17 protein-coding genes and 1 tRNA gene are annotated in these 14734 nt (G+C 59.4%); 4 read left to right on the top strand and 14 right to left on the bottom strand.

Annotated features, from left to right (window positions below; genetic code table 11):
• Positions 1-14 precede the first annotated feature (14 nt).
• Positions 15-1040: a GlxA family transcriptional regulator gene (locus tag ACZ0AZ_RS23890; RefSeq protein ID WP_071172615.1), complete on the top strand. Its 1026-nt coding sequence runs from the start codon at positions 15-17 to the stop codon at positions 1038-1040.
• A 33-nt stretch (positions 1041-1073) separates the two neighbouring features.
• On the opposite strand, the gene ACZ0AZ_RS23885 is transcribed toward ACZ0AZ_RS23890, so the two are convergent.
• Positions 1074-2108 carry an alpha/beta fold hydrolase gene (locus ACZ0AZ_RS23885; protein WP_463538304.1) on the bottom strand — a complete coding sequence of 345 codons (1035 nt, stop codon included), beginning with the start codon at positions 2106-2108 and terminating at the stop codon, positions 1074-1076.
• 307 nt (positions 2109-2415) lie between these two features.
• Between ACZ0AZ_RS23885 and ACZ0AZ_RS23880 the strand changes: the two genes are divergently transcribed.
• Positions 2416-2490 (top strand) — tRNA-Gln (locus ACZ0AZ_RS23880).
• A gap of 112 nt (positions 2491-2602) precedes the next feature.
• Here ACZ0AZ_RS23880 and ACZ0AZ_RS23875 read toward each other — a convergent pair.
• Both ACZ0AZ_RS23875 and ACZ0AZ_RS23870 read right to left on the bottom strand, forming a co-directional pair.
• Positions 2603-4591: a peptidase U32 family protein gene (locus ACZ0AZ_RS23875; RefSeq protein WP_463538303.1), complete on the bottom strand. Its 1989-nt coding sequence runs from the start codon at positions 4589-4591 to the stop codon at positions 2603-2605.
• Between the two features lie 258 nt (positions 4592-4849).
• Entirely contained in the window at positions 4850-5230 is a 381-nt protein-coding gene (locus ACZ0AZ_RS23870) for a RidA family protein (RefSeq protein WP_039764040.1), read from the bottom strand.
• 272 nt (positions 5231-5502) lie between these two features.
• On the opposite strand from ACZ0AZ_RS23870, the gene ACZ0AZ_RS23865 reads away from it, so the two are divergent.
• A complete protein-coding gene (locus ACZ0AZ_RS23865; protein WP_463538302.1) occupies positions 5503-5916 on the top strand; it encodes a cupin domain-containing protein in 414 nt (137 codons plus the stop codon).
• 12 nt (positions 5917-5928) lie between these two features.
• Here the strand turns inward: ACZ0AZ_RS23865 and ACZ0AZ_RS23860 are convergent, their stop codons facing one another.
• The 5 genes from ACZ0AZ_RS23860 to ACZ0AZ_RS23840 all read right to left on the bottom strand — a co-directional run bounded on the left by ACZ0AZ_RS23860 (position 5929) and on the right by ACZ0AZ_RS23840 (position 8272).
• Complete coding sequence (locus ACZ0AZ_RS23860; RefSeq protein ID WP_052269162.1) at positions 5929-6180, bottom strand: hypothetical protein; 252 nt, start codon at positions 6178-6180, stop codon at positions 5929-5931.
• Entirely contained in the window at positions 6177-6434 is a 258-nt protein-coding gene (locus ACZ0AZ_RS23855; protein ID WP_463538300.1) for a DUF6555 family protein, read from the bottom strand. Before ACZ0AZ_RS23855 ends, ACZ0AZ_RS23860 begins: the two co-directional genes overlap by 4 nt.
• 198 nt (positions 6435-6632) lie before the next feature.
• Entirely contained in the window at positions 6633-7184 is a 552-nt protein-coding gene (locus ACZ0AZ_RS23850; RefSeq protein ID WP_039764045.1) for an ATP-dependent Clp protease proteolytic subunit, read from the bottom strand.
• 97 nt (positions 7185-7281) lie between these two features.
• Positions 7282-7629, bottom strand: coding sequence for a con-10 family general stress protein (locus ACZ0AZ_RS23845; RefSeq protein WP_039764046.1), 348 nt, complete (start codon positions 7627-7629; stop codon positions 7282-7284).
• Between the two features lie 466 nt (positions 7630-8095).
• Entirely contained in the window at positions 8096-8272 is a 177-nt protein-coding gene (locus ACZ0AZ_RS23840) for a con-10 family general stress protein (RefSeq protein WP_039764047.1), read from the bottom strand.
• Positions 8273-8597: 325 nt separating this feature from the next.
• Between ACZ0AZ_RS23840 and ACZ0AZ_RS23835 the strand changes: the two genes are divergently transcribed.
• Entirely contained in the window at positions 8598-8765 is a 168-nt protein-coding gene (locus ACZ0AZ_RS23835; protein ID WP_133336327.1) for a con-10 family general stress protein, read from the top strand.
• 66 nt (positions 8766-8831) lie between these two features.
• Here the strand turns inward: ACZ0AZ_RS23835 and ACZ0AZ_RS23830 are convergent, their stop codons facing one another.
• The 6 genes from ACZ0AZ_RS23830 to modA all read right to left on the bottom strand — a co-directional run bounded on the left by ACZ0AZ_RS23830 (position 8832) and on the right by modA (position 14695).
• Complete coding sequence (locus ACZ0AZ_RS23830; protein WP_016774936.1) at positions 8832-9062, bottom strand: hypothetical protein; 231 nt, start codon at positions 9060-9062, stop codon at positions 8832-8834.
• Between the two features lie 121 nt (positions 9063-9183).
• Complete coding sequence (locus ACZ0AZ_RS23825) at positions 9184-9414, bottom strand: hypothetical protein (RefSeq protein ID WP_039764049.1); 231 nt, start codon at positions 9412-9414, stop codon at positions 9184-9186.
• Positions 9415-11053: 1639 nt separating this feature from the next.
• A complete protein-coding gene (locus ACZ0AZ_RS23820; RefSeq protein WP_129999447.1) occupies positions 11054-12091 on the bottom strand; it encodes a DNA topoisomerase IB in 1038 nt (345 codons plus the stop codon).
• Positions 12092-12163: 72 nt separating this feature from the next.
• A complete protein-coding gene (gene modC, locus ACZ0AZ_RS23815) occupies positions 12164-13243 on the bottom strand; it encodes a molybdenum ABC transporter ATP-binding protein (protein WP_463538299.1) in 1080 nt (359 codons plus the stop codon).
• Between the two features lie 3 nt (positions 13244-13246).
• Positions 13247-13927: a molybdate ABC transporter permease subunit gene (modB, locus tag ACZ0AZ_RS23810; protein ID WP_463538298.1), complete on the bottom strand. Its 681-nt coding sequence runs from the start codon at positions 13925-13927 to the stop codon at positions 13247-13249.
• A complete protein-coding gene (gene modA / locus ACZ0AZ_RS23805) occupies positions 13928-14695 on the bottom strand; it encodes a molybdate ABC transporter substrate-binding protein (RefSeq protein WP_039762730.1) in 768 nt (255 codons plus the stop codon).
• Positions 14696-14734: the final 39 nt, after the last annotated feature.

Here is a 14734-nt window from a genome sequence, read left to right as displayed (position 1 = left end):
CATAACAACGACCGATGGACCCGACCTTGATTGAACGACGTCAATTCAGTGGTGGCATGAAGGGCAAGAACCTTCGCTATCTGAATGAACAGAACCCCGATAACACCGGCGTGACCCGCACCGGTTTCCTCTTGCTCGAACACTTTTCGCTGCCGGCCTTCACCCAGGCGCTGGACACGGTGGTCACTACCAACCTGTTGCGCCCGGGACTTTTCTCGTCGCGCACCTTCGGCCTCGGCGATGGCGAGGTGATCAGCGATCTGGGCCTGGTCATCCGCCCCGATGCGCGGCTGGATTCTGCTGCGCTCAACGAGCTGGATCTGCTGGTGGTCTGCGGTGGTTATCGCACCGAGCTGCGCGCCAGCGACGAATTCATCGGCTTGCTCAAGTCGGCAGCGGAGCGGGGCGTGAGCCTCGCCGGATTGTGGAATGGATCGTGGTTTCTCGGCCGCGCCGGTTTGCTCGATGGCTATCGCTGCTCGATCCACCCGGAACATCGCCCGGCGCTCACCGAAATCGCCAAGAGCACCCACGTCAGCAGCGAACCCTACGTCATTGATCGCGATCGCCTCACCGCCTCCAGCCCGTCCGGGGCGTTTCACATGGCGCTGGACTGGATCAAGGGCTTGCATGGCAAAGCGTTGGTCGAGGGCATCGAAGACATCCTCGCCTTCGAAGAGTCGCGCTACCGGCGGATCAAACCGGATGAAAACATCTGCGTCAGTGCGCCGTTGCGTGAAGTGATCAAGCTGATGGACGCCAACCTGGAAGAACCGCTGGAGCTGGAGCAACTGGCCGTCTACGCCGGCCGCTCACGACGCCAGCTCGAGCGTTTGTTCAAGGAACAACTGGGCACCACGCCACAGCGCTATTACCTGGAACTGCGCATCACCGAGGCGCGACGCCTGCTGCAACACACGGAGCTGTCACAGGTGGAAGTGTTGGTGGCGTGTGGCTTCGTCTCACCGAGCCATTTCAGCAAGTGCTACAGCTCGTACTTCGGTTATCGGCCTTCGAAGGAAAAACGGCTGGTCAAATAGAACCAGCCGTTTCAATGACCCCGGAGGTTTTCTTCAGAGTTGGTCGGCATCCACTACTGCCTGGGCGAATGCCTTCGGCGCCTCTTGAGGCAAATTGTGTCCGACCCCACCTTCAACGAGCCTGAACTGATATTTCCCGGTAAAACGCTTGGCATAGTCCTCAGGCTTGGGATGCGGCGCGCCATTGGCGTCGCCTTCCAGGGTAATCGTCGGCACGCTGATCGACGGTGCAGTCGCAAGCTTCTCTTCCAGCGCGGCATATTTCGCCTCGCCCTGCACCAGGCCCAGACGCCAGCGGTAGTTGAACACAGTGATCTCGACGTGATCAGGGTTCTGCAACGCCTTGGCACTGCGGTCGAAGGTGGCGTCATCAAACTTCCACTGCGGCGAAGCCAGTTGCCAAATGAGTTTGGCGAAGTCGTGGGTGTTCTTTTCATAGCCGGCGCGGCCGCGCTCGGTGGCGAAGTAGAACTGGTACCACCATTGCAATTCGGCTTTCGGCGGCAGCGGATTTTGCCCGGCGGCCTGATTGCCGATCAGGTAGCCACTGACTGCCACCAGCGCTTTGACCCGCTCTGGCCACAGCGCTGCGACGATGTCAGCCGAACGAGCGCCCCAGTCGTAGCCGCCAAGCACCGCTTGTTTGATTTTCAGCGCATCCATGAAGTCGATCACGTCGCTGGCCAGCGCCGCCGGCTGGCCGTTGCGCAGGGTATCTTCGGAGAGGAACTGCGTATCGCCGTAACCCCGTGCATACGGCATCAGCACGCGGTAACCCTTGGCGGCGAGCAGGGGCGCGACTTCGTCGTAGCTGTGAATGTCGTAGGGCCAGCCGTGCAGCAGAATCACCACGGGACCGTCGGCAGGACCGGTTTCGGCGTAGGCCACATCAAGTACGCCGGCCTTGATGTGTTTCAGCGGGCCGAAAGGTGAGGGCGTCGAATAGCTCACGGCGGCCGGTTCAGTGGTTTGCGCCTGAGCGCTGCCAACCGCGCCGAGCAGCGACAGCGCCAGCATCGACAAGCCGAGCGCGTGGGTGATTTTTGAGGTGTGCAGAGCCTGTTTCATGCTGACGTCTCCTTTGCGTGCCTGTGGTCAAGGGACGAGATGAACCCTTGAAACCGTGGAGGCATTGAAGCGTGGCGAGGTATCCGCTCTGTGTCGCTGAACATGTTTTTTGCAAGGGTGTGTATGGCAGCGGGGCGCGTACACACTGTGATACACGGGAGCCAAACCCAAGGTTTTCGCGCGAAAATAATAAGTGGCTGTTTTAAAACAAAAAATATTTCATCTCAGGCTTCCCAAACGAAACGAATGTTGATAAATTGCGCCCCGTTCTCACAGCGATCCTCACGGAGCCGCTGACCAGAGCTACAGGGGCGTCGCCAAGCGGTAAGGCAGCAGGTTTTGATCCTGCCATGCGTTGGTTCGAATCCAGCCGCCCCTGCCATCTACGAAAAAACGCCAACTTCGCAAGAAGTTGGCGTTTTTTTATGCCTGCGATTTACGCGCTTGAGCCAAGCAGGCGTGCGCGATGTCGAAGCACCGCACACGCCGGTCACTCAGTGCGGTGCGCGCGGGATGGTTTTCATCAGGTCTTCAGGGCTGATGTGACCGACCACGCTGCCCGGCTGCGGCAGATTGAGGATGTGGCCTTTCATCTTGCCGATGATGTGCATCTCGCAGGGCTTGCAATCGAACTTCAGCGTCAGCACTTCATCGCCGTGGATCAACTGCATCGGCGCGACCTTGGTGCGAACGCCGGTCACGCCTTTGGCCTGTTTCGGGCACAGGTTGAAGGAGAAACGCAGGCAGTGCTTGGTGATCATCACCGGCACTTCGCCCGGCTCTTCGTGGGCTTCGTACGCTGCGTCGATCAGCTTGACACCGTGACGGTGGTAGAAGTCGCGCGCCTTCTGGTTGTAGACGTTGGCGAGGAAGGTCAGGTGCGAATCCGGATACACCGGCGGCGGCGTGGTTTCGGCCTTGCGGCTGCCACGCGGATGCGCCGCGACACGTGCTGCAGTCAGTGCTTCGATCACTTCACGGCGCAGGGACTTGAGCTGCGAGTTGGGAATGAAGAACGCTTGCGGCGCATCAAGTCTGACGTCAGTGGCGTGGTACTGCGTGGTGCCGAGTTGGCCGAGCAGGTCACGCAGTTGCTCCAGCGCTTGCTCTGGCTTGTTGGCGACACCGAACGGCCCGTTGAGGGTGACGCTGGCGCTGATGCCTTCTTCGCTGGTCGCGGTCACTTCCAGCTGTTCTTCACGCAGGCGGGCAAACCAGCTCAGGGCCACGCGACGTTCCGAAGAAGTCTTCTGCAACGCCTGCTGCCAGTTGTGATCGAGGTTGCGATTCAACGGGTGGTTCGGACGTAACTTGAACAGGCCCTCGGGCATTTCGTTCGGCTCGACGCGATAGCGGTAGCGCTTCTCGCCGTCTTCTTCGAACTCGCCTTTGGCTTCGGCGATGTTGGCGCGGAAACCGACCACTTCGCGTTTGACCAGAACGTTCAGACCATCACCGTTGGACAGCGGCTCGTGCGTCACCACCTGCATGTCACGCTTGCCGACTTTTTCCACGGTGCCGACCGGCAGGCCGGTGAACGTCGGCGAATCGAAGGCGCCGATGTCGATCTTGCGATCGGTGACAAAGTAATCGGTGCTGCCACGGTGGAAGGTTTTTTCCGGATCAGGCAGGAAGAAATGCACGGTACGGCCGCTGGAAGCGCGGGCCAGGTCCGGGCGGTCTTCGAGCACTTCGTCGAGGCGCTGGCGGTAATAGGACGTGATGTTCTTCACATAGCCCATGTCCTTGTAGCGACCTTCGATCTTGAACGAACGCACGCCGGCCTCGACCAGTGCGCGGATGTTGGCGCTCTGGTTGTTGTCTTTCATCGACAACAGGTGTTTTTCGTAGGCGATCACGCCACCCTTTTCATCTTTCAGGGTGTAGGGCAAGCGGCAGGCCTGGGAGCAGTCGCCACGGTTGGCGCTGCGGCCGGTTTGCGCGTGGGAGATGTTGCACTGGCCGGAGAAGGCCACGCACAGCGCGCCGTGGATGAAGAACTCGATGGCCGCTTCGGTTTCATCGGCAATGGCGCGGATTTCCTGCAGGTTCAGCTCGCGGGCCAGCACCAGCTGCGAGAACCCGGCCTGATCGAGGAACTTCGCTCGCTCAAGCGTGCGGATATCGGTCTGGGTCGAGGCGTGCAGCTCGATCGGCGGAATATCCAGCTCCATCACGCCCAGATCCTGGACGATCAGCGCATCGACGCCAGCGTCATACAACTGATGGATCAGCTTGCGCGCCGGCTCCAGTTCGTTGTCGTGCAGGATGGTATTGATAGTGGTGAAGATGCGCGCGTGGTAACGGCGGGCGAATTCGACCAGTTCGGCGATTTCGCTGACTTCGTTGCAGGCGTTGTGGCGCGCACCGAAGCTCGGGCCGCCGATGTACACGGCGTCGGCGCCATGCAGGATGGCCTCGCGAGCGATGGCGACATCGCGGGCAGGGCTGAGCAATTCCAGGTGATGCTTGGGCAAGGACATAGTTATTTAGTCAGGCGGTCACGGGCAAGGGGCGCATTCTACCCCTGAAACGCGCGGCGGGCACGTGTGTGCTGCCCGGTGGTGGCTGGCGATTGGCAAAGGTCAGCAAGCTATTGTGTTGAATGTGCCGGCCTCTTCGCGAGCAGGCTCGCTCCCACAGGGTTAGCTCCGGGCCGGAATACATCCACTGTGGGAGCGAGCCTGCTCGCGAAAGCGGAGTGTCATCCGAAAATCATTGAGTGACATCCGCAAATTCGATCAGCCCTTGGCCGCCATCGCCGTGACTTCCACACGCATTCCTTCAACCGCAAGCGAGGCCACGCCTACCGCTGCGCGCACCGGCCACGGTTTGGCGAAGTAGCGTTTGTACACTTCGTTGAATGCCGCCCGATCGCCCATGTCGGTGAGGTAGATGGTCAAGTGCATTACGCGATCCATCGAACTGCCTGCACGTTCCAGTGCGACTTTCAACGCTTGCAGCGTGCACTCGCTTTGCTCGGTGATGCCGCCGAGTTCCAGGCTGCCATCGGCGCGGGTCGGGATCTGCGTCGAGACCATGATCCCGCCGAAGGTGGCGACGTCGGAGGAAATCGAATCGGTGTCCGGATCGGGGGTGAAGGTGATGTCTTGATTGGCCATGGGCAACCTTTGTTCTAGTGAATGAAATTCGCGCCAGTTTACAGATTCCCGCCCGGCATGGCCCGTGCGTGGTCAGGCTGGCGGACTCGACAAGGATCAGCGCCTTCAGACAGGGGCTTTTGACTGCGGCACGTGACAGGTTTGTATGAGCGTGTATCCACCCTCAACGGATACACATGGCAACACCAAAACCAGCTTTCGAGACACATCCGCCCTACATGCCGAGCCCAAAGTAGCCCTCACACCAACATCACGATAAAGAGGGCATCACCATGTACCGTCCACTGTTTCTGGCTTCTGCCGTTGTCTTCGCCGCCCTGACCGGCTTCGCCCATGCGGCGGATGCGCCGGCAACGAGCTGGCAGAAAGGTCTGAGCCGCACCGACCTGGTTCGCCAGGATCTCGGCGCTGACAATCGCGAAGTGATTCAGGCGCGTATCGATTTCGACGCTGGCGTCACCTCGCCTCGGCATGCTCATCCCGGCGTGGAAGTCGCCTATGTCATCAGCGGCACGTTCGAGTATCAGCTTGAAGGGCAAGCGCCAGTGACACTCAAGGCCGGCGATTCGTTGTTCATTCCGGCGGGCGTTGCGCATGTGGCGAAAAACATCGGCAGCGACAAGGGGGTGGAACTGGCGACTTATATCGTGCCAAAGGGCGAGCCGCTGCTGATCCTCAAGCCATGACCCGTCAGTCTGCTATTTCGAGCGGGGCTTGCTCATCGCACGTTTGATGCGCATCCAGTCCTGAAAGGCCGCCGTTCGCTTGGCGTCGGCCAGAGCCTTGGCTTCGGTGAAACGAGCCCAGGCTTCAGGATTGTCCGTGTCGTCCTCGATGAGTTTGTAGGCCGCTTCTTCGAGCAAGTCAGCTTCGCGAAACATCGCGGCGTTGTCGGCCATCTCGTCATCCCAGGATCGGCCGAAACCGAATTTCAAAATGTGTTCAGTCATTTTGCGTGATCCTCCTCCCAGATCAGCGGAACCGATGCCCGCCACTGCACTTGAGTTACACCAAAGCGTTCCGCCATTGGCTTGGAATAACGTTTCAACGGAGGACGGCCGGGACGCGCAATCGGCGAAATGCCCGCATCGCAACTTGCCCATTGCCAGGCTTCGGCATTGTTCATGTTAGCTGTGCGGATGACGAAAGACCTGGGCTTTGCGTGAAGCAGGTAATCGATCACGTACAGATCCGCTGCGCTCATACATTTTCTCCGGTGACTTATATAGAAGGAGGGCTGGCGAAATGAATAATTCAGAGAAATTGCCGGTGGCGGGATGATCGGCTCACGACTTGTTCAAGGTTGTTTCTTCAGTGGAGAAGCGCGTCTGCCCAAGCGCTGAAGGCCATATTGCATGCATGGAAAAACGCGCCAACGGGGACGCGTTATTGAGTTGCACTTTTACGAATAGATGCACGAGCAGACGAAATCTGCATGGACCTCGGTGTTCTCCACCGCCGTGATCAAACCGGAATGCAACGCTTCTTCCGGATTGATGATGCGTGGAGCCGCCGTCAGATATTTCTCGGTTTCCAGCGCGTTCTTCCCGTTGCTCGTGCGTTCGGCGACGATTTGCGCGTAGAGGTGCAGGTCATAATCCAGGCTCATGGCGTATTCCGACATGCGCGAATGATCGACCGATCCTTGCAGATGCCAATGGAAAGGGTGAAACAGAAACTTGCTGTGGGTACAGGCGGTCCGGCGCTGGCCGGCCAGAAAGACAATATTGCCCATCGACTCGACGGTTCCCAGATTATGGGTGTGCACGGGAATAGGCAGGGCCAACAGGAAGTTGTACATCGTGAAACCGTAACTGCATTCACCGCCCATGGTGGCGATGTTGACGATCAGTCTGGGTGCATCTTCCTTTACGGCGAGCGAGGCTTTATCGATCAATTGACCGCAGGTCGAGGCGTTGATCGGGCCGGTGAAGTTGATGACGTGAACAGGCATGGCGATTCCCTCGGCTGGTCAGGACTCCTAAGCAATAGCTGTAATTTCGCTTGAATGAAAGTGGGCGGGGGAGCCACGCTCCCCCGCACTTGGCGCATCAACTGTTGCGCCCGCCACCATGGCTGTTTTGACCACCCTTGCGTCCAGCCTCAGAGGCTTTTTCCCGATCATTGGCGAAGTTACCGCCGCTGCTCTGGCCGCCCTTGCTGCCAGCTTCGGACGCTCTGTCCCGATCGTTGGCAAAATTGCCACCGCTGTTCTGGCCACCTTTGCTCCCGGCTTCAGCGGCCCGTTCCGGATCGTTCTTGAAGTTGCCGCCGCTGTTCTGGCCGCCCTTGCTGCCGATTTCCTGATAGAACTCTTTGTCGTGCGAAGCTGAAGTGGCTTCCCCACCTTTTTTACCTGCTTCGTTTACCGACATGCCGCCTTGTTTATCTTGTGCCATTTCAAACTTCCTCATTTCTCTATATAGCAACTGGCGAATCAAGGATGCACAAACTGCGTGCCGTCGTCATTCGCAAAGTGCTGACTAGTTAGCTGATTGGTTTGCTGTTTGGGGTCTCGCTTGTCTTGTAACTACAAGTTTGGCCGGTCTGCTAAGAAGAGCGCTCATAAGTAGGTTGTGTATTCGCAGTGCGGGAGTTCTCTGCGTTAACAGTAAGTTCCCGGCGTTCATAACATTCCTGCTGAACGCTTTCCCTGTATCGTGGACTGATTTGCTGTCTTTCAACACAAGGGGACACAGGCGAAACATCCGACCTCGTCACTTGCGAACTGCGCGCTGCTTCGGGATACACTTCTGCCCCCTTGTTTCGTTGCACTTCGCCTCGTGCAGAAGCCGTTACCGTTCTCATGATTGCGCTCCATCAGCCGATTTCAAAGGGCAGCAGGGCTGCCCTTGTGCTGCTCACTCAGGACTTGCGGCCACCACCGTGGCTGTTTTGACCACCTTTGCGGCCAGCCTCGGATGCCTTCTCACGGTCATTGGCGAAGTTGCCGCCCGATGCCTGGCCGCCTTTCTTGCCAGCTTCAGACGCCTTCTCACGATCGTTCGCGAAGTTACCTGGATTTTTATTTCCTGTAGTCATGATAGCTCTCCGATATCAATTAACGTTTCGCTAGTTGTGTCCATTGTTGCACCGGACATCTACTCCGATTACGAGCCGGCGGAGAATGTTTTGAAAATTTTTACTTAGGCCGATGAACGGTATGTTTGTGATGAAACTTATACAGGCGGTGTTTATCATGCCGCTTCGTATAAGTTTTAAAGGTCGGGTTGGTCATAAAGCGGCGGCTGAATTTAATTGCCGTTTCGCTTGGCAGTCATAACCATTTGTCGGCGGGAAGTTGAACTGAAGTTTGTGCAATCTAGAGTCTGTGAAGTGTGACTACAACTCTGTGGAGGACAGGACCATGACCCATCATCACAAGGACCAACCATTCGCCGAGGATTCGCAAAAAATCAAGGAAGCCGGCAAGAAGGGCGGGAATTCAGTCAACGTGAAAGTCGACCGTGCGGAAAAGGCGCGCGTCGGCGGACAGCACAGCCACGGCGGTACGCGCACGGGCAAGGGTGACTGAGGCGCCGGGAAACCGATAACTGCCGTCCTCTCTGCGCCAACGCAGAGAGGACTTTTACGCTGACGCCTATCTGAACCGTGGTAACGGCCGGTCAATCGGCTTGAGCGTCGAGAGCGTGTCGCGAATCAGCGGCGCGTCTTTTTCGATATCGTGAAGTCGATCGCGGATGCGTAATGCCGTCGGGTGACCGCCCTGATGGTCGACCCAGTCGGCGATCTCTTTGCAGGCGGCTGCCAGGCGCGCCTGGCGGGCGTCGAGCAGGGTGAGGAGGGTAGTGATGGACTCTTTTTCGGACATGGAACACCTCCGTTCAATGAAACCGCTGAACCGCAACAAAAAGCCCGCAAGTAGCGAGCGTTTTGCCGTTGGGGTGCTGCTCCATCAGCTGGTTTCAGTATAGACCCGCTGTTGCCGGGCATCAGCCGGAGTGCTGGCGGGCCGGTAGTTGAGAACTCGCTGCGTTGAGGCGCTGACATTCGCGCTGAGCATCCGCTTGCTCGTCAAAGCCGTCGCCGATGAAGCCAGCGGTGCGTGTGTCGCAGATGCGAAACCATGCCGACGCTTCGGCGGGTTCCTGCTGGCTGTCTCCGGCGCGGCGGCCGTGAATGACGATCTTGTTGCAACGCTTCACGACGAAAATGTCTTCCATGGCGCCACCGCAATTGATTCGTGTCACATCAACTATAGAAGCCTTGTGCGATCGTGCAAAAAATAGCCAACTCAACTCGTCGGCGGAATCCATGTGGGAGCGAGCTTGCTCGCGAAGGCAGCGTGTCAGACACAGATGATTCGCCTGCCCCGAGGCCTTCGTGAGCAAGCTCACTCCCACAGGTTTCGCGCGGAACCCAAATGCAAGGCACCCCCGCAAACCTCATGTGGGAGCGGGCTCGCTCGCGAAGGCAGTGTGTCAGACACAGATGATCTGCCTGCCCCGACGCCTTCGTGAGCAAGCCCACTCCCACAGGTTTCGCGTTACACCCGCCATCCCCGGCAACCCACAAATCCTTTGTGGGAGCGGGCTTGCTCGCGAAGGCAGTGTGTCAGACACAGATGATCTGCCTGCCCCGACGCTTTCGTGAGCAAGCCCACTCCCACAGGTTTCGCGTTACACCCGCCATCCCCGGCAACCCACAAATCCTTTGTGGGAGCGGGCTTGCTCGCGAAGGCAGTGTGTCAGTCGCAAATAATCCGCCTGACCTGCCGCTTTCGTGAGCAAGCCCACTCCCACAGGTTTCGCGGCGGACTCCAACTTCAAGGCGCCCCGCAAATCCATTGTGGGAGCGGGCTTGCTCGCGAAGGCAGTGTGTCAGACACAGATGATCTGCCTGCCCCGACGCTTTCGTGAGCAAGCCCACTCCCACAGGTTTCGCGTTACACCCGCCATCCCCGGCAACCCACAAATCCATTGTGGGAGCGGGCTTGCTCGCGAAGGCAGTGTGTCAGTCGCAAATAATCCGCCTGACCTGCCGCTTTCGTGAGCAAGCCCACTCCCACAGGTTTCGCGACGGACTCCAACTTCAAGGCGCCCCGCAAATCCATTGTGGGAGCGAGCCTGCTCGCGAAGGCAGTGTGTCAGACACAGATGATCTGCCTGCCCCGACGCTTTCGTGAGCAAGCCCACTCCCACAGGTTTCGCGGCGGACTCCAACTTCAAGGCGCCCCGCAAATCCATTGTGGGAGCGAGCCTGTTCGCGAAGGCAGTGTGTCAGACACAGATGATCTGCCTGCCCCGACGCTTTCGTGAGCAAGCCCACTCCCACAGGTTTCGCGGCGGACTCCAAATGCCAGCTACCCCGCAAGCCTCATGTGGGAGCGAGCCTGCTCGCGAAGGCGGTGTGTCAGACACAGATGATCTGCCTGCCCCGACGCCTTCGTGAGCAAGCCCACTCCCACAGGTTTCGCGTTACACCCGCCATCCCCGGCAACCCACAAATCCTTTGTGGGAGCGAGCCTGTTCGCGAAGGCAGTGTGTCAGACACAGATGATCTGCCTGCCCCGACGCTTTCGTGAGCAAGCCCACTCCCACAGGTTTCGCGGCGGACTCCAAATGCCAGCTACCCCGCAAGCCTCATGTGGGAGCGGGCTTGCTCGCGAAGGCAATGTGTCAGACACAGATGATTCGCCTGCCTCGACGCTTTCGTGAGCAAGCTCACTCCCACAGGTATCGCGGCGGAACCCAAATTCAAGGCAGCCCCGCAAACCTCATGTGGGAGCGGGCTCGCTCGCGAAGGCGTCGGGGCAGGCTCAGATCAGTTGCCTGGCGCATGATGAGCTTCTGATATCGGCGATCAGGAAGCTTCGGTCACCTCGCACATGCGTTCGAGAAACATCGCCAGCGCCACTTCCTCGGCGCGCAGACCTTTGCGCACGCGCGGGCGGGGCAGTTCGGCGAGGGCGCCGAGCATGAAGTGTTCGAGCACGGCGGGGTGGATGTAGCACTTGCGGCACACCGCCGGCGTGTTGCCCAGCTGTTTGGCGACGCTCTTCACGGCTTCCACCACATGACGCTTGGCTTCGGTTTCCGACTCATGCTGCAACTCGCGCAACACCGACAACGCCAACGCGCTGCCCGCCCAGGTGCGGTAGTCCTTGGCGGTAAACGCCGCGCCGGTGAGCTTTTGCAGGTAAGCGTTGACGTCGGAAGAGGTAACGGTGTGCCGCTCGCCGTGTTCATCCAAATACTGAAACAGGTTCTGCCCGGGAATTTCAAGGCAGCGCTTGATGATACGTGCCAGACGCCGATCCTTGACCGTGATCTGGTGCTCGATGCCGCTCTTGCCACGGAACTGGAACAGGATCGCGCTGCCATTGACCTCGACATGCCGGCTGCGCAACGTCGTCAAGCCATAGGAGCGATTGTCTCGCGCGTATTGGGTATTGCCGACGCGGATCAGCGTGGCGTCGAGCAAGGTGATCACCGTCGCCATGACCTTGTCACGACTGAAGCCCGGCTTATCGAGCAGCGCCTCGAGCTGGCGCCGCAGTTTGGGCAGGGCCAGGCCGAAGTCGCGCAGGCGCGAGTATTTGTCGGCGTCGCGCACTTCACGCCAGCGCGCGTGATAACGGTATTGCTTGCGCCCGCGTGCATCGCGGCCGGTGGCCTGCAAATGACCGCACGGGTCGGCGCAGATCCACACGTCGGTGTAGGCCGGTGGTACCGCAAGGGCGTTGATGCGTTTGATTTCGTCCGCGTCGGTGATGCGCTGGCCCGACGGTTCGAAATAGACGAATTTGCCGCGCAGTTTCTTGCGGGTGATACCAGGCTGAGTGTCATCGACGTAATGCAGGTCGGCGGGCAGAGCATCTGTCAGCACGGTATCGGGCATGGCGGCTTCCTTCGGTCATACGGCAGTCTGTAACTGCATTGACCGCAGCCGCTGGCCGTCGTGCCGAATGATTTACGCGAGCACCGCCACCGCCTTGATCTGCGCCCACAGCCGCTGACCCGGATGCACGGCCAATTGGTCACGCGAGTAGCGGGTGATCCGCGCCAGCAGCGGCGTGCCCCCCGCGTCCAGGCGGATCAGCACGTGAGCACTGTTGTCAGCCGCCTGTTCACTGATCACCGTAACCGGCAGGCGATTGAGAATGCTGCTGGCTGCATCATTGTTCAGCGCCAGGCTGATGTCGCGCGCGTGCACTTTGCAGCGCAGGGCCTGGCCCACGGCCATCGGCGCATGGGTGACGCGAATGTTCATTTCGGTAGCCGGCAGTTGCAGGCTGAGCAATTGATAGGTGGCGTCGTAGGCGCTGACCTGGCCTTCGATGATCACCCCGGCGTCATCGCCCAGCGCCAACGGCAGATCAAGGCGCGCAAGGGTCTCGCCGATCGGGCCGCTGGCGAGGGCTTTGCCATCACGCAGCAACACCAGATGATCGGCCAGACGCGCAACTTCATCCTGGGCGTGGCTGACGTACAGCAGCGGAATATCCAGTTCGTCATGCAGGCGTTGCAGGTACGGGAGGATTTCGCTTTTGCGCCGGCTGTCGAGCGCCGCCAGTGGTTCGTCCATCAGCAGCAATTTCGGGCTGGTCAGCAGGGCACGGGCAATGCCGACACGCTGCCGTTCGCCGCCGGACAGATGCGGTGGATGACGTTCGAGCAAATGGCCGATGCCGAGCAGTTCGGTCGCTTGGTTCATATCGACCCGGCGTTGCGACTTGGCGATGCGTTTGAGACCAAACTCCAGATTGGCCAGCACCGATAGATGCGGGAACAGGCTGGCTTCCTGAAATACGTAGCCGAGCGCACGTTTATGCGGTGCGACGAAAACGCCCTTGGCGCTGTCCTGCCAGACCTCATCATTGATCTGCACAAAACCATGCTCTGCGCGCTCCAGCCCGGCGATGCAGCGCAGGCAGGTGGTCTTGCCGGAGCCGGAATCGCCAAACAGCGCGGTGACGCCCCGGCCCGGCACTTGTAGATCGACATCCAGTTCGAACCCCGGATAAGTGCGCTTCAGGCGTACATCAATCATCGATTAGCTCCAGCCTGCGCGGGTTTTGCGGCTGGAATACAACGCCAGCAACACCAGAAACGAAAACATCAGCATCGCCGCGGACAGCCAGTGCGCCTGGGCATATTCCAGCGCTTCGACATGGTCGTAGATCTGCACCGAGACCACGCGGGTCTTGTCGGGAATGTTGCCGCCGATCATCAGCACCACGCCGAATTCACCCACGGTGTGGGCGAAGCCGAGGATCGCTGCGGTGATGAAGCCGGGGCGCGCCAGTGGCAGGATCACGCTGAAAAACGTATCCCAGGGATTGGCGCGCAAGGTCGCTGCGACTTCGAGCGGGCGCGTGCCGATCGCCGAGAAAGCGTTTTGCAGCGGTTGCACCACGAACGGCATGGAGTAGATCACCGAACCGATGACCAGCCCGGTGAAACTGAACGTCAGCGTGCCCAGCCCCAACCACTGGGTGAACTGACCGAGAAAACCGTGCGGCCCCAGTGCCAACAGCAGATAAAAACCGATCACCGTCGGCGGCAGCACCAGCGGCAGGGCGACGATCGCGCCGATCGGGCCGCGCAACCACGACGAGGTACGCGACAGCCATAACGCGATCGGCGTGCCGATCACCAGCAGAATCACGGTGGTCAGCGACGCCAGTTTCAGGGTCAGCCAGATCGCAGCGAAATCGGCGCTGGTCAGCGACATTTACAGTTCATATCCAAAGGATTTGATCACCGCAGCGGCTTTCGGCCCCTTGAGGTAATCGACCAAGGCCTTGGCAGCGGCGCTGTCCTTGCCCTTGTTCAAGATCACCGCGTCTTGCTTGATCGGATCATGCAGGGCGGCCGGGACAATCCACGCCGAACCGCTGCTGACTTTGCCGTCCTTGTAGATTTGCGACAGCGCCACAAAGCCCAATTCGGCGTTGCCGGTGGAGACGAACTGGTAGGCCTGGGTGATGTTCTGGCCTTCGACGATTTTCGCCTTGGTAGCGTCGGTCAGTTTGAGCTTTTCCAGCACCTGAGTGGCGGCGAGCCCGTACGGCGCGGCTTTCGGGTTGGCGATGGACAGGTGCTGGTATTGATTGGTTTTCAGTACTTCGCCTTGAGCATCGACATAGCCGTCTTTCGCTGACCACACTGCCAGGGTGCCGATGGCGTAGGTGAAGCGCGACCCCTGGACGGTCTCACCTTCCTTTTCGAGTTTCTCTGGCGTGGTGTCATCAGCCGCGAGGAACACTTCGAAGGGCGCGCCATTCTTGATCTGGGTGTAGAACTGGCCGGTTGCGCCGTAAGCAGCGACCAGTTTGTGGCCGGTGTCTTTTTCGAAGTCGGCCGCGATGGCCTGGATTGGCGCGGTGAAATTGGCGGCGACCGCCACTTGTACTTCGTCAGCCTGCGCGGCGCCGATATTGAATAGTGCGAGGAGTGAGGCGAGGCAGGCAGGGGCCAAGCGTGTGGCAGCAAGTGTCATGTAAAGGCTCCGTGATCGGCGGTACGTGCTTGGATTGGG

Source organism: Pseudomonas sp. AC239 (assembly GCF_979258545.1).
This window is presented reverse-complemented; position numbering and strand designations above follow the sequence as displayed.